Raw genomic sequence first — 14,038 nt, 5'->3', positions numbered from 1 at the left:
ATATCGCCATTGTTGATAGGTTTGATGCAACCCTAACCCATTGTGATTGTCTTCTTTGAGCACGCAAGCCGGGCCAATCTGACCACCGCCCCTTGCACCGCCCATCGCAAGCCCGCAAGCTATGCCCCATTCGCTCAATGTCCGTCTAAGGAAAAGGCCTCCCGACATGCGTATTCTTGTTACCGGTGGTGCCGGTTTTATCGGTTCCGCACTGATCCGCCATTTGATTCAAAACACTGAACATGAAGTTCTCAACCTCGACAAACTGACCTACGCCGGCAATCTTGAGTCGCTGACCAGCATTGCGACCAATGCCCGCTATGAATTCGTCCAGGCCGATATCATCGACCAGGCCACCGTCAGCGCAGTGCTGGCACGCTTTCAGCCCCAGGCCATCATGCACCTGGCAGCCGAGTCCCATGTCGACCGCTCCATCGACGGCCCGTCGGACTTTATCCAGACCAACATCGTCGGCACCTACAGCCTGCTGGAAGCCACTCGCGCTTACTGGCAACAGTTGGCAGAGCCGGCCAAGAGTGCCTTCCGCTTCCATCACATCTCCACCGACGAAGTGTATGGCGACCTGCATGGCGTGGATGATCTGTTCACCGAAACCACGCCTTACGCGCCAAGCTCGCCCTACTCCGCGAGCAAGGCGGCATCCGACCACCTGGTCCGCGCCTGGCAGCGCACTTACGGCTTGCCGGTGCTGCTGACCAACTGCTCGAACAACTACGGGCCGTTCCACTTCCCAGAGAAGCTCATCCCGCTGGTGATCCTCAATGCCCTGGCAGGTAAAGCCCTGCCGGTGTACGGCGACGGCCTGCAAGTGCGCGACTGGTTGTTTGTCGAAGACCACGCCCGTGCGTTGCTCAAAGTGGTCACCGAAGGTGTGGTGGGCGAGACCTACAATATCGGCGGGCACAACGAGCAGAAAAACATCGACGTGGTCCGTGGCATCTGTGCACTGCTCGAAGAGCTGGCGCCACAGCGCCCGGCCGGCGTTGCCCAATTCAGCGACCTGATCACCTTCGTCAAGGATCGCCCAGGCCACGACCAGCGCTACGCCATCGACGCCAGCAAGATCGAGCGCGAATTGGGCTGGGTTCCTGAAGAAACCTTCGAAACCGGCCTGCGCAAGACCGTTCAGTGGTACCTCGATAACCTGGAATGGTGCCGTCGGGTCCAGGACGGCAGTTACCAGGGCGAACGACTCGGTAACACCGAAGCGAAGGACCTGATTGCATGATGAAGGGAATCGTACTTGCCGGTGGCTCCGGGACGCGCCTGCACCCCATTACCCTGGGGGTTTCCAAGCAACTGCTGCCGGTGTACGACAAACCGATGATCTACTACCCGATTTCCGTGCTGATGCTCGCCGGAATCAAGGAGATCCTTGTGATCTCCACACCGGTGGACTTGCCGCAGTACCGCAACCTGCTAGGTGACGGTAGCCAGTTCGGCGTGCAAATCAGCTATGCCGAACAACCCTCGCCCGATGGCTTGGCACAGGCCTTCCTGATCGGCGAAACATTCATCGGTAATGACCCGGTTTGTCTGATCCTGGGTGACAACATCTTCCACGGCCAGCATTTCAGCGAGCAACTGCGCGCCGCCGCCAAGCGTCCATCCGGCGCGACGGTGTTTGGCTACTGGGTCAAGGATCCGGAGCGCTTCGGCGTAATTGATTTCGACGCTGAAGGACGCGCGCTGTCCATCGAAGAAAAACCCGCCAAGCCAAAGTCCAGCTATGCCGTGACCGGCCTGTACTTCTATGACAACGATGTGGTCAAGATCGCCAAGGCCGTCCAGCCATCGCCACGGGGCGAATTGGAGATCACCGACGTCAACAATGCCTACCTCAAGCGTGGCGACCTGCATGTCGAACGCTTCGGCCGTGGCTTCGCCTGGCTCGATACCGGTACACATGACAGCCTCCTGGAAGCCTCGATCTATGTTCAGACCATCGAGCACCGCCAGGGCCTGAAAGTGGCTTGCCTGGAAGAAATCGCCTACGAGAACGGCTGGATCGACCGCGACCATCTGCTCGAACGGGCCAAATACTTCGGCAAAACTGGTTATGGCCAGTACCTGTTCACCCTCGCTGGGGAAGCCAAATGAATGTGAGCGGTACACCCTTGAAAATCCTCATCACCGGCCAACACGGCCAGGTTTCCCGCGAGCTGCAACAGCGGCTGCAGGGCCTGGGCGAACTGGTGGTGCTCGGTCGCGACCAGCTCGACCTGGCCAACCCCGAACAGATCCGCCAACAGGTCCGCAGCCATCGCCCCGGGCTGATCATCAACGCGGCGGCGCATACCGCTGTCGACCAGGCCGAGAACGAGCCCGACATCGCCTTCGCGATCAATGCCACGGCGCCCGGTGTCCTGGCCGAAGAAGCCAAGGCCCTGGGCATCCCGCTGATCCACTACTCCACCGACTACGTGTTCGACGGCAGCAAGCCTGCGCCCTTCACCGAGGACGATGCACCCAACCCGTTGGGCGTCTACGGTATGAGCAAGCTGGCGGGCGAACAGGCCATCGCGGCAGTGGGTGGTCAGTACCTGATCCTGCGCACCAGTTGGGTGTATTCGAGCCATGGCAAGAATTTCCTGCTGACCATGCAGCGCCTGCTCCAGGAAAAAACCCACATGCGCATCGTCGCCGACCAGATCGGCGCACCGACCTGGGCCGGGACCATCGCCGACAGCACCCGCGCACTGATCGAGCGCTGGCAGGCTGGCCAGGCCGGCGAGTGGGGCGTGTATCACCTGACGGCCCAGGGCGAGACCTCGTGGTTCGGCTTTGCCCAGGCCATCGGCGAGCAATTGCTGGCCGAAGGCAAGGCCTGCGCCGCGCTTGAAGGGATTCCCGCCAGTGAGTACCCAACGCCCGCCAAGCGCCCGTTGAACTCGCGCCTCGATTGCAGCCGCCTGCAACAACAATGGCAAGTTAGCCAACCGCAGTGGCGCGACGCATTGCGCGAGTGTCTTGCACAGCAGCACTAGGCATAATGCGCCTGTACCCACAGGCGCATGACTCCCATGACTCCACCCCTTCCACCAAGACCCCGCTGGCGCAGCCTCGCCCTGTTGGCCTTGTGCCTGGCCCCGCTGCTGTGGCCGCTGGAGCATCTGGCCGAACGCTACTACCGCAGCGAACTGGCCGGGCAGAACCGCCAGACCCTCGACCTGTACGTCGCCAACCTGCTGGGTACCCTGCACCGCTACGAGGTGCTGCCGCAAATCCTCGGCGACCTGCCGGCCCTGCGCACCGCCCTGGCGGCGCCCCACGTCAGCACCAACCTGGTCGCCGCCAACCAATTGCTCAAGCAGGTGGCGGCCCAGGCAGGCGTGGAAGTGATGTACCTGATGGACACCCGCGGCAAGACCCTGGCCGCCTCGAACTGGGACAAACAGGACAGCTTCGTCGGCCGCAACTTTTCCTTTCGACCTTATTTCAGCGAAGCCATGGCTGGGCGCCTGGGCCGTTTCTTCGGCCTGGGCACCACCTCAGCCAAGCGCGGGTATTTCTTCGCCGCCGCAGTACGCGAAGACGAGCATGTGATCGGTGTGCTGGTGGTCAAGGTTGACCTGGACCATACCGAAAGCCTCTGGGGCCAGACTCCCGAGCAACTGCTGGTGACTGACCACAATGGCGTGGTGATCCTGACCTCACGCCCACAATGGCGTTTTCGTGCGACCCGGCCCCTGACCGAGGCCGAGCGCCAGGCCATCATCGCGATCCAGCCCTACCCCACCCGCGATCCGCAGCCCCTGAATTTCAGCTCCAGTGCCTGGCTGCGCCAATCCAGCGAAATCGCCGAAACCGGCTGGAATGTGGAAATCCTGGCCCCGCGTACCCTGATCGACCGCCCCGTGCGCACGGTCGTCGCGGTCGGCGGCGCGACCTTGTTGGTACTAATGCTGCTGCTCGGCTTGATGATGCAGCGTCGTCGTCATTACCTGGAACGCATCGCCTTTGAAGCCAAGGCCCGGCGCGAGCTGGAAATGCGCGTGGCCGAACGGACCAGCGACCTCGAAGGCCTCAACCGCCGCCTGCGCCAGGAAGTACTGGTGCGGGAAAATGCCCAGCAGGAACTGGTACGCGCCCAGGATGACCTGGTACAGGCCGGCAAACTGTCGGCGCTGGGCACCATGTCGGCGAGCATCAGCCATGAGCTCAACCAACCCCTGGCGGCCATCCGCAGTTACGCGGAAAACGCCGGGATTCTCCTCGACCACCAGCGCACCGATGACGCCCGGGGCAATCTCAAGCTGATCAGCGAACTGACCGGGCGCATGGCCTCGATCATCGCCCACTTGCGCGCCTTTGCCCGCCGCGATCGGCATGCCCCGGAAAGCGTGGCCCTGCAACCAGCCCTGGACGACGCGCTGGCGTTGCTGGCCAAGCGCCGGCGGGCCATGGAAGTGGAACTGATCCGCGACTTGCCAGAGGCCTCCCTGTGGGTAGAAGCCGGGGAAACCCGCCTGCGCCAGGTACTGGGCAATCTATTGGCCAATGCCCTGGACGCCCTCACCGAAAAAGGCCCGCCACGCAAACTGTGGCTGAGTGCCGAATCCACCGATCAAGGCGTCAACCTGTACATCCGCGATAACGGGCCTGGATTCTGCATGGAAGCCCTGGGCCGCGCCGGCGAGCCGTTCTACACCACCAAGACCCGTACCCAGGGCCTGGGGTTGGGCCTGGCCATCTGTGACACCCTGATGCGCGCCTTTGGGGGTGAACTGTTGTTCGCCAACCACAAGGAAGGCGGCGCACTGATAACCTTGAAACTGCGCGCCGGAGCACCTGGCGTCAGTCTGCAACCGTCCGAGGACCGCAGTGTATGAGTATCGATAACCAGATTCAGGTGGTGTTGATCGACGATGATCCACACCTGCGTCAGGCCCTGTGCCAGACCCTGGACCTGGCCGGGCTGAAAGTCCTGCCCCTTGGCGAAGCCACCGGCCTCACGGCGCAGCTGTCACGTGACTGGCCGGGGGTGGTGGTCAGCGACATTCGCATGCCCGGCATGGATGGCCTGGAGCTACTCGCCGAACTCCACGGCCAGGACCCGGAGTTGCCGGTGCTACTGATCACCGGCCACGGCGATGTGCCACTGGCGGTGCAGGCGATGCGCGCCGGCGCCTATGACTTCCTCGAAAAACCCTTTGCCAGCGACGCCCTGCTCGACAGCGTACGCCGCGCCCTGGCCCTGCGCCGGCTGGTGCTGGACAACCGCAGCCTGCGCCTGGCCCTGAGTGATCGCCAGCAACTGAGCACGCGTTTGGTGGGCCAGTCGGCGCCGATGCTGCGCCTGCGCGAGCAGATTGGCGCGCTGGCGGCGACCCGCGCCGATGTGCTGATCCTCGGTGAAACCGGCGCCGGCAAGGAAGTGGTGGCACGCGCCCTGCACGACCTGTCGAACCGTCGCGCCGGGCCCTTCGTTGCCATCAACGCCGGGGCGCTGGCCGAATCCGTGGTGGAAAGCGAACTGTTCGGCCATGAGCCGGGGGCGTTTACCGGGGCGCAGAAACGGCGGATCGGCAAGTTCGAGTTTGCCAACGGCGGCACGTTGTTCCTTGATGAAATCGAGAGCATGAGCCTGGATGTGCAGGTCAAGTTGCTGCGCCTGTTGCAGGAGCGTGTGGTCGAGCGCCTGGGGGGTAATCAGCAGATCCCGCTGGATATCCGCATCATCGCCGCCACCAAGGAAGACCTGCGCCAGTCCGCCGACCAGGGGCGTTTCCGTGCAGACTTGTACTACCGCCTGAACGTCGCGCCGTTGCGCATTCCGCCCCTGCGTGAGCGTGGCGAAGATGCCTTGATGCTGTTCCAGCACTTTGCCGACGAGGCCAGTAGCCGCCATGGCTTGCCGCTGCATGAATTGCAACCCGGCCAACGGGCAATGCTGTTGCGCCATAACTGGCCGGGCAACGTGCGGGAGTTACAAAACGTCGCCGAACGCTTCGCCCTCGGCCTGGAACTGGCCCTGGACAGCACACCCGACGGCCCGGCGCCCGGCGTACCAATGTCTACCGGCGGCTTGAGCGAGCAGGTCGAGCATTTTGAAAAAGCCTTGATCGCCGCCGAACTCGGCCGCCCCCACAGCTCTGTGCGCAGCCTGGCCGAAGCCCTCGGGGTGCCACGCAAGACCTTGCATGACAAGCTGCGCAAGCATGGGCTGAGCTTTGCCGACAGCGGCAACGCCCACGCCGATGACGAATGACCTTTCCCACCCGCCAAGAGGCCGCCATGAGCCGCGATAGCCGTTACCTGGAATCGATTCTGCACCATGACATCCCCCTCACCCGGGAGATGGGCCTCAAGGTGCTCGACTGGCAGGACCGGCAACTGCGCCTGCACTTACCGTTGCAAGCCAATATCAACCACAAGAGCACCATGTTTGGCGGCAGCCTGTACTGCGGCGCCGTACTCGCGGGTTGGGGCTGGCTGCATCTGCAATTGCGCGAGGAAGGGGTTGAAGACGGGCATATCGTGATCCAGGAAGGGCAGATCAGCTACCCGTTGCCTGTCACCCAGGACGCCACGGCGATTTGCCAGGCCCCGGAGGACAAGGTATGGAAGCGCTTTTTGGCGACCTACCAACGCCACGGCCGGGCGCGGCTGGCGTTGCAGACATGGATTGTGAATGAGGGCAGTGAAGCGCCGGCGGTGGTGTTTACCGGGCAGTACGTCCTGCACCGCTAAACCCTGCAACACATAACCAATGTGGGCACAGGGCTTATGTGGGAGCGGGCTTGCTCGCGAAAGCGGTGTATCAGTCAGCACTTGTATTGGCTGATACACCGCTTTCGCGAGCAAGCCCGCTCCCACATTTTTGATCGCGGCGGTTTATGACCTTGCCAGCGCCAGCAAGCGCTCGCGCCAGGCGGCCTTGGCCGGCAAGGCCAGGAAGAACGGGTTCAACAGCGACGCCCGCGCCGGGTAGCTGAACCGCTGGCCATTCAATTCCAGCACTTCGCCGCCAGCGCCCTCCAGCACGCCCTGGGCAGCGGCGGTGTCCCACTGCGAGGTTGGTGCCAGGCGCGGATAGCAATCGGCGCTGCCTTCGGCCAACAGGCAGAATTTCAAGGAGCTGCCGATATTGGCCAGCTTCAACTCCCCGAGCCCTTCGCTCAAGCCGTCGAGCAAGCGCTCCTGTTCGGGGCTGGTATGGCGACGGCTGGCGACTACGGTGAACGCCTCGCCGGCGGCGGGCTTCTGCCGCACCTGGATCTGCCGGGGCGCGGCATTCACGTCGGAGCGCCACGCCCCAAGCCCGGCACCACCGAAGTAGCAACGGCCACTGGTGGGCATGGAAACCACACCAAACACCACACGCCCGTGTTCGATCAAGGCGATGTTGACGGTAAATTCTTCACTGCCACTGATAAATTCCTTGGTGCCATCCAGTGGGTCTACCAGCCACCAGCGCTGCCAACCGGCACGCACGCTCTGGTCGATATCGGCGTCTTCTTCCGACAGCACCGGGATGCTCGGATCCAGCGCGGTGAGACCGTCAAGAATCAGATGATGGGCGGCCAGGTCGGCGGCGGTGACCGGCGAATCATCCGCCTTGGCCGTCACGGCCACATCGGCACGCCAATACGGCAGGATCACCTCACCGGCCTGGCGGGCCAGTTCGATCACCGGGGCAATGTAAGGGTGGCCGAGGAACAATTCACTCATGGCTGGTAGGCTCCGCGCTGGGTCAGCAGGTCACGCACCAGATACAACGCGGCCAGGGCGCGGCCTTCGCTGAACTGCGCGTGCTGCGCCAGCTGTGCAAGCTCGCGCAGGTTGACCCGGTCCACGCGCATCGGCTCGGGCTCGTCGCCCTCCAGGCGTTCTTCGTACAATTCGGTGGCCAGCACCACCTGGATTTTCTGGCTCATATAGCCTGGAGACAGGGACAGTTCGGTCAAGTGTTCCAACTGCCGTGCGCCGTAGCCCGCCTCTTCCTTGAGTTCACGGTCGGCCGCCGCCAGCACGTCTTCGCCCGGTTCGATCAGGCCCTTGGGCAAGGACAGTTCATACTCATCCGTGCCGCCGCAGTATTCTTCCACCAGCAGCGCGTGGTCAGCGTCGATCATCGCCACGATCATCACCGCGCCGTACCCTGCGCCACGGCCCACCAGGCGCTCGTAGGTCCGCTCAACGCCATTGGAGAAGCGCAACTGCACTTGCTCCACGCGGAACAAACGACTACTGGCGACAATTTCGCGGGCGAGGACGGTGGGTTTCTGGCGCATAAAGGGCTCCTTGGCGTGATCGGGTTACTATACCGTGGCTTTTCCGATTGTCTGTGTCGGATATATTTACTTACCTGCTTGAGACCCCACCATGCCTCCATTGCCCTGGTCCGATATCGACACCGTCCTGCTGGACATGGACGGCACCTTGCTCGACCTGCATTTCGACAACCACTTCTGGATGGAACACCTGCCCCGGCGCTATGCCGAACTGCACGGGGTGAGCCAGGCCATGGCCGAGATGGAGTTGCAGCCGCTGTTCGAGCGTAACGCCGGCCAGTTGCAATGGTATTGCCTGGATTTCTGGAGCGCCGAACTGAAGATCCCGGTGCGCGAACTCAAGCTGGAAACCGCCCACTTGATCGCCCTGCGCCCGGATGCCGATACCTTCCTGGCGGCGATCAAACAGGCCGGCAAACGCGTGATCCTGATCACCAATGCCCACCGCGATTCGCTGTCGTTGAAGCTGGAACGCATTGAACTGGCACCGTATTTCGAACGGCTGATCAGTTCCCACGACTATGGGTTTGCCAAGGAAAACCCGCAGTTCTGGGACGCATTGCAAGCGGATATCGACTTCGACCCGGCGCGTAGCCTGTTTATCGACGACACCTTGCCGATTCTGCGCAGTGCGCGGGATTTTGGCGTGGGGCATTTGCTGGCGGTCAAACAGCCGGACAGCCGCAAGGGGCCGAAGGATACGGCGGAGTTCGATGCGGTCGAGGATTACCGGGAATTGATTTCAGAATTATCGTTGTAGGAGCGAGCTTGCTCGCGAAAAACGTCTGGACAGCGCTTTCATTCAGGATGTCCGCGTTATCGTTAACGACCTTCGCGAGCAAGCTCGCTCCTACAAGGGGACAAGCTTACTCAGGAATACGCAGTGTCTGCCCTGGGTAGATTTTGTCCGGGTGCGACAGCAGCGGCTTGTTGGCCTCGAAGATTTTGTTGTACTTGTTGGCATCGCCATAAACGGTCTTGGAGATCGCGCTGAGGGTATCGCCGCTTTTCACCACAACAAAGCGCGAAGCCACAACGACCGGCCCGGCTACGGTGATTTGGTCATCCACAGTAGCCACGCCGGCAATGTTGCCCAGCGCCAACAGAATCTTCTCTTTCTCTTCCTGGCTGGCGACTTCACCGGTGACCGTTACCTTGTCACCGTCCACCGTGGTCTGCACATTCGGATTACCCAGGCCGACCTTGGCAACGTGATCCTTCAACTGCTCACTCGCGTTCGCATTACCCGGCGTCAACAGATCAACGATTTTCTCGCCGGCTTCTTTGATAAAGCTAAAAAGACTCATAGTGCGCTCTCCTTGGGATTGGGTTTCCAGATGCCAAAGACTAGACCAGTCTTACAGACCTTGGTTCCAGTCCGACCAATGACGCAAACGCGCTAGAATCCCCCCGCCATTGGAATAAGAGCCCGGAGCGAAGATGGACATCAAACAGCTGAAATTCCTCATCGCCCTCGACGAAACCCGTCACTTCGGCCAGGCGGCCGCGCGCTGCCACATTACTCAGCCGACCCTGTCGATGCGCCTGCGCAGCCTGGAAGAAGAACTGGAGCTACCGCTGGTCAATCGCGGCCAGCGTTTCGAGGGCTTCACCGCCCCTGGCGAGCGGGTGCTGGCCTGGGCGCGTACGGTACTGGCAGCCTATGACGGCCTGCAGGCCGAGGCGGCAGCCTGCCGCGGCAACCTGGTGGGGACATTGCGCCTGGGGGTGGTGCCGCTGTCGAGCTTCGATCCGCTGGCCTTGATGCAACAACTGCACAGGCAGCACCCCAGCCTGCGCTTTGAGCTATCGGCCCTGAGTTCCGAGCAGATCCTCGAACAACTGGCGAGCAATCGCCTGGATTTGGGCGTGTCCTACCTCGAGCGCCTGGACGCCGAGCGCTTTGACTCCCTGGCCCTGGACGAAACCCGCATGGGCCTGCTGTACGACCAACGGTTTTTCAGTTTTGGCGAAAAGCCCTTGAGCTGGGAGGCGCTGATCGAACTGCCCCTGGGCATGCTGACCAGCGGCATGCACTTTCGCCAGTCCATCGACCACAACTTCCACAGCCGCGGCCTGACCCCCCAACCCTTGCTGCAAACCGATGCCGTCCATCAGTTGCTGCAGGCCGTGCACGGCGGGCTGTGTTGTGCGGTGATGCCCCTGGACGGCGGCCTTGATGCCCTGACCGAGCACCTGCGGCTGCAACCCATCGAAAACGCGCAAACCCTGGCCAAGCTGGGGCTGATCATGCGCCGCAGTGCGCCGCGTTCGGCGCTGGCCGAGGCGTGTTTTGCGCTTTATCAGTAATCGCTGCTGGAACCTTGATCGACGTCATCTATCGGCAGATCAGTACTGACGATTAGACGCGACCCTTTGTCGCGCCTAGTCTTCACTCTGAACACTTCGCCGGTGACTAGACTTCATGAACGCCCAGCGCCCAGCACGCGCGGCGCCCGCCCTGACAACGCCCGCGCCCGCCGCCAGCCAGAGTTATCAGTATTGCAACCTCGACCGCACGCAATCGGACAGCACCGCGCTGGCCGAGGAAGTCGCGTTGGCGATTGCCTATAACGACATCAGCCAGGCCGTGATGCTGGTGACGCCCACCGACCTTGAAGACTTTATCGTCGGTTTCAGCCTGGGCAGCGGCATCATCAGCGACATCAGCGATATCTACGACCTGCAACTGAGCGGCACAGACTCGGCCCAATACGCCCAGGTACAGATCTCCAGCCGTGCCTTCTGGAACCTCAAGCAACAGCGCCGGCAACTGGCTGGCACCAGCGGCTGCGGCCTGTGCGGAGTGGAAGCGCTGGAGCAAGCGCTGCCGGACCTCAAGGTGTTGCCGGGCGCACCATTGCCGCCTGCCGCGTGGCTGGAGGGCTTGCGCCAGCGCATCAGCGCCTTTCAGCCATTGGGCCAATACAGCGGCGCGGTGCATGCGGCGGTATTCATGAATAACCAGGGTGAACTGCTGCTGGGCCGTGAAGATATCGGCCGGCATAACGCCCTCGACAAACTGATCGGCGCCTTGGTCCGTCAGCACATCCCGACGGCAGGCGGCGTGGCAATTGTCACCAGCCGTTGCAGCCTCGAATTAATCCAGAAAGTCCTGCGCGCGGGCATCCAGACCCTGGTCAGCCTGTCGTCGCCCACCGGCCTGGCCCTGCAGTGGGCACGCCGGCACAACCTCAACCTTATCCACCTGCCGCAAAAAAGCGCGCCGCGGGTCTATAGCCCTGCGATGGAGTATCAGCCATGAGCAATCATCACCAAGCCGACCAAACCCCAACCCCGCGCTACAAGCCCTACAAAGGCCCGGCTGGCGGCTGGGGTGCGCTGATCAGCGTGGCGCAGGCGTGGCTGACCAGCGACAACGCGCTGAAAAATATCCGCATGATGCTCAAGACCAACCAGAACGGCGGCTTCGACTGCCCCGGCTGCGCCTGGGGTGACTCGCCGGAAAGCGGCATGGTCAAGTTCTGCGAGAACGGCGCCAAGGCAGTCAACTGGGAAGCCACCAAGCGCCGGGTGGACGCGGCGTTCTTCGCCAAACACAGCGTCAGCGCGCTGCTGGAACAAAGCGACTATTGGCTGGAATACCAGGGCCGCCTGACCGAGCCGATGAGCTACGACGCCGAGACCGACCGTTACAAGCCCATCAGCTGGGAGTCGGCCTTCGACCTGATCGGCCAGCACTTGCGCGCCCTGCCAAGCCCGGATATGGCCGAGTTCTATACCTCGGGCCGCGCCAGCAATGAGGCCGCGTACCTCTATCAACTGTTCGTGCGCGCCTACGGCACCAACAACTTCCCGGATTGCTCGAACATGTGCCACGAAGCCAGCGGCGTGGCCCTGGCGCAAAGCGTGGGCGTGGGCAAAGGCACGGTGACGTTTGACGACTTTGAACACGCCGACGCGATTTTCGTCTGGGGCCAGAACCCCGGCACCAACCACCCGCGCATGCTCGAACCGCTGCGCGAAGCGGTGAAGCGCGGCGCCCAGGTGGTCTGTATCAACCCGCTCAAAGAGCGTGGCCTGGAACGTTTCCAGCACCCGCAACACCCGCTGGAAATGCTCACCAACGGCGACAAGCCAACCAACACTGCGTACTTCCGGCCAGCACTGGGTGGCGACATGGCCATCCTGCGCGGCATGGCCAAGTTCCTGCTGTTGTGGGAGCGCAAGGCCCAGGCCGAAGGCAAGGAGGCGGTGTTCGACCACGACTTCCTCAATGAGCACACGGTCAACGTGCTGGATTACCTGGCGAAGATCGACGACACCTCTTGGGATGAAATCGTCGAGCAGTCCGGCCTGAGCCTGGTGGAGATCGAGCAGGCGGCGCGCATGTACGTCAAAGGCAAGAACGTGATCATGTGCTGGGCGATGGGCATCACCCAGCATCGGCACTCGGTGCCGACCATCCAGGAAATCGCCAACCTGATGCTGCTGCGCGGCAACATCGGCCGCCCCGGCGCCGGCCTGTGCCCGGTACGCGGCCACAGCAACGTGCAGGGCGATCGCACCATGGGGATCAACGAACGGCCGCCCGTGGCCTTCCTCGATGCCCTGGAGCGCCGCTTCCAGTTCAAGGTACCCCGCGACAACGGGCATAACGTGGTCGAGGCAATCCACGCCATGCTCGAAGGCCGCGCCAAGGTGTTTATCGGCCTGGGCGGCAACTTCGCCCAAGCCACGCCCGACAGCCCGCGCACCTTCCAGGCCTTGAGCAACTGCGACCTGACGGTACAGATCAGCACCAAGCTCAATCGCAGCCACCTGGCCCACGGCAAACAGGCCTTGATCCTGCCCTGCCTGGGCCGTACCGACATCGATATTCAGGCCGACGGCCCGCAAGCGGTGACGGTAGAAGACTCGTTCAGCATGGTGCACGCCTCCAACGGCCAGTTGCAGCCACTGTCGAAGCTGATGAAGTCGGAGCCGGCGATTCTCGCCGGCATCGCCGCTGCCACCCTGGGCAGCAAGCCGGTGGACTGGAACTGGTTGGTAGCCGACTACCGCCGCATCCGCGACTTGATCGCCGATACCATTCCCGGCTTCAAGGACTTCAATGAGCGCGTGCAACACCCAGGCGGTTTCTACCTGGGCAACAGCGCCGGCGCACGCCGCTGGAACACGCCGTCAGGGCGCGCCAATTTCCGCGCCAATATCCTGCCCAAGGACCTGGTGCATGAACGCACCCGCGCCACTGGCCAATTGCCCGACCTGATCATGCAGTCCATGCGTTCCCACGATCAGTACAACACCACTATCTACGGCCTGGATGACCGCTATCGCGGGGTCAAGGGCCAGCGCGACGTGCTGTTCGTCAACGAAGCCGACATCATCCGCCTGGGCTTCAAGCCAGGGCAGAAGGCCGATATCGTGTCGATCTGGGATGACGGCCGCGAGCGTCGGGTCAAGGGCTTTACCTTGCTGGCGTTCGATATTCCGGCGGGGCAAGCGGCAGCCTACTACCCTGAGGTCAACCCGCTGGTGCCACTGGAAAGCACTGGGGACGGTAGCCATACGCCTACTTCCAAGTTCGTGGCGATCCGCCTGGAAGCGGCCAGCGAGACTGGTTTGATAATGGCCAGGATCGCCTGATCGACTCCACCCCGGGGAACGATCTTTACGGGCACAAAAAAGGCCGCTTTTGCATAAAAGCGGCCGTTCCGAAGTAGCTAAAGACCGGCAAAAACGACTTAAGTTCCCTAGTTAAAACAGTAACTTAGCTAATTGTATACAACCTGCACCACTGGTCGGAATTCGATTGT

At 62.2% G+C, this 14,038-nt stretch carries 13 protein-coding genes; 10 read left to right on the top strand and 3 right to left on the bottom strand.

Annotated elements, in window-relative coordinates; translation table 11 throughout:
- Positions 1–166 precede the first annotated feature (166 nt).
- From rfbB to GDV60_RS02150, 6 genes are read left to right on the top strand one after another with little or no spacing between them, the layout of a single operon-like run.
- Complete coding sequence (gene rfbB, locus GDV60_RS02175; protein ID WP_092232757.1) at positions 167–1,249, top strand: dTDP-glucose 4,6-dehydratase; 1,083 nt, start codon at positions 167–169, stop codon at positions 1,247–1,249.
- Positions 1,246–2,121: a glucose-1-phosphate thymidylyltransferase RfbA gene (gene rfbA, locus GDV60_RS02170; protein ID WP_092232754.1), complete on the top strand. Its 876-nt coding sequence runs from the start codon at positions 1,246–1,248 to the stop codon at positions 2,119–2,121. Before rfbB ends, rfbA begins: the two co-directional genes overlap by 4 nt.
- The gene (rfbD, locus tag GDV60_RS02165; protein ID WP_159906120.1) at positions 2,118–3,008 is read left to right on the top strand and encodes a dTDP-4-dehydrorhamnose reductase; all 891 of its coding nucleotides are present in this window, start codon (positions 2,118–2,120) and stop codon (positions 3,006–3,008) included. Before rfbA ends, rfbD begins: the two co-directional genes overlap by 4 nt.
- A gap of 36 nt (positions 3,009–3,044) precedes the next feature.
- Positions 3,045–4,853, top strand: a complete 1,809-nt coding sequence (locus GDV60_RS02160) for an ATP-binding protein (RefSeq protein WP_159906118.1) — start codon at positions 3,045–3,047, stop codon at positions 4,851–4,853.
- Positions 4,850–6,232 carry a sigma-54 dependent transcriptional regulator gene (locus GDV60_RS02155; RefSeq protein ID WP_029299815.1) on the top strand — a complete coding sequence of 461 codons (1,383 nt, stop codon included), beginning with the start codon at positions 4,850–4,852 and terminating at the stop codon, positions 6,230–6,232. Before GDV60_RS02160 ends, GDV60_RS02155 begins: the two co-directional genes overlap by 4 nt.
- A 26-nt stretch (positions 6,233–6,258) precedes the next feature.
- Positions 6,259–6,714, top strand: coding sequence for a YiiD C-terminal domain-containing protein (locus GDV60_RS02150; protein WP_029299813.1), 456 nt, complete (start codon positions 6,259–6,261; stop codon positions 6,712–6,714).
- A gap of 144 nt (positions 6,715–6,858) precedes the next feature.
- Here the strand turns inward: GDV60_RS02150 and cysQ are convergent, their stop codons facing one another.
- A complete protein-coding gene (cysQ, locus tag GDV60_RS02145) occupies positions 6,859–7,695 on the bottom strand; it encodes a 3'(2'),5'-bisphosphate nucleotidase CysQ (protein ID WP_092232745.1) in 837 nt (278 codons plus the stop codon).
- Positions 7,692–8,258: an ADP compounds hydrolase NudE gene (nudE, locus tag GDV60_RS02140; protein WP_029299809.1), complete on the bottom strand. Its 567-nt coding sequence runs from the start codon at positions 8,256–8,258 to the stop codon at positions 7,692–7,694. Before nudE ends, cysQ begins: the two co-directional genes overlap by 4 nt.
- Before the next feature lie 91 nt (positions 8,259–8,349).
- Here nudE and yrfG point away from each other — a divergent pair, with 91 nt between their 5' ends.
- Positions 8,350–9,018 (top strand): GMP/IMP nucleotidase, encoded by a 669-nt coding sequence (gene yrfG, locus GDV60_RS02135; protein WP_070995023.1) that lies wholly within the window; start codon positions 8,350–8,352, stop codon positions 9,016–9,018.
- Between the two features lie 106 nt (positions 9,019–9,124).
- Here the strand turns inward: yrfG and lysM are convergent, their stop codons facing one another.
- A complete protein-coding gene (gene lysM / locus GDV60_RS02130) occupies positions 9,125–9,565 on the bottom strand; it encodes a peptidoglycan-binding protein LysM (RefSeq protein ID WP_029299807.1) in 441 nt (146 codons plus the stop codon).
- Between the two features lie 133 nt (positions 9,566–9,698).
- On the opposite strand from lysM, the gene GDV60_RS02125 reads away from it, so the two are divergent.
- The 3 genes from GDV60_RS02125 (at position 9,699) to GDV60_RS02115 (ending at position 13,868) form a co-directional block, all read left to right on the top strand.
- Positions 9,699–10,568, top strand: a complete 870-nt coding sequence (locus tag GDV60_RS02125; RefSeq protein WP_029299805.1) for a LysR family transcriptional regulator — start codon at positions 9,699–9,701, stop codon at positions 10,566–10,568.
- Positions 10,569–10,683: 115 nt separating this feature from the next.
- The gene (gene fdhD, locus GDV60_RS02120) at positions 10,684–11,523 is read left to right on the top strand and encodes a formate dehydrogenase accessory sulfurtransferase FdhD (protein WP_159906116.1); all 840 of its coding nucleotides are present in this window, start codon (positions 10,684–10,686) and stop codon (positions 11,521–11,523) included.
- Positions 11,520–13,868 carry an FdhF/YdeP family oxidoreductase gene (locus tag GDV60_RS02115; protein WP_159906114.1) on the top strand — a complete coding sequence of 783 codons (2,349 nt, stop codon included), beginning with the start codon at positions 11,520–11,522 and terminating at the stop codon, positions 13,866–13,868. The genes fdhD and GDV60_RS02115 overlap by 4 nt, the downstream gene beginning before the upstream one ends.
- Positions 13,869–14,038: the final 170 nt, after the last annotated feature.

It is taken from the genome of Pseudomonas sp. DTU12.1 (assembly GCF_009873475.1).
GTDB classification, from domain to species: Bacteria; Pseudomonadota; Gammaproteobacteria; order Pseudomonadales; family Pseudomonadaceae; genus Aquipseudomonas; species Aquipseudomonas proteolytica.
The sequence above is the reverse complement of the archived record's forward strand: the minus strand, read 5'-3'. Positions and strand labels throughout refer to the sequence as shown.

Coding starts and splice junctions, on each gene's coding strand:
- rfbB (WP_092232757.1), top strand. CDS start 167: ATGCGTATTCTTGTTACCGGTGGTGCCGGTTTTATCGGTTCCGCACTG.
- rfbA (WP_092232754.1), top strand. CDS start 1,246: ATGATGAAGGGAATCGTACTTGCCGGTGGCTCCGGGACGCGCCTGCAC.
- rfbD (WP_159906120.1), top strand. CDS start 2,118: ATGAATGTGAGCGGTACACCCTTGAAAATCCTCATCACCGGCCAACAC.
- GDV60_RS02160 (WP_159906118.1), top strand. CDS start 3,045: ATGACTCCACCCCTTCCACCAAGACCCCGCTGGCGCAGCCTCGCCCTG.
- GDV60_RS02155 (WP_029299815.1), top strand. CDS start 4,850: ATGAGTATCGATAACCAGATTCAGGTGGTGTTGATCGACGATGATCCA.
- GDV60_RS02150 (WP_029299813.1), top strand. CDS start 6,259: ATGAGCCGCGATAGCCGTTACCTGGAATCGATTCTGCACCATGACATC.
- cysQ (WP_092232745.1), bottom strand. CDS start 7,695: ATGAGTGAATTGTTCCTCGGCCACCCTTACATTGCCCCGGTGATCGAA.
- nudE (WP_029299809.1), bottom strand. CDS start 8,258: ATGCGCCAGAAACCCACCGTCCTCGCCCGCGAAATTGTCGCCAGTAGT.
- yrfG (WP_070995023.1), top strand. CDS start 8,350: ATGCCTCCATTGCCCTGGTCCGATATCGACACCGTCCTGCTGGACATG.
- lysM (WP_029299807.1), bottom strand. CDS start 9,565: ATGAGTCTTTTTAGCTTTATCAAAGAAGCCGGCGAGAAAATCGTTGAT.
- GDV60_RS02125 (WP_029299805.1), top strand. CDS start 9,699: ATGGACATCAAACAGCTGAAATTCCTCATCGCCCTCGACGAAACCCGT.
- fdhD (WP_159906116.1), top strand. CDS start 10,684: ATGAACGCCCAGCGCCCAGCACGCGCGGCGCCCGCCCTGACAACGCCC.
- GDV60_RS02115 (WP_159906114.1), top strand. CDS start 11,520: ATGAGCAATCATCACCAAGCCGACCAAACCCCAACCCCGCGCTACAAG.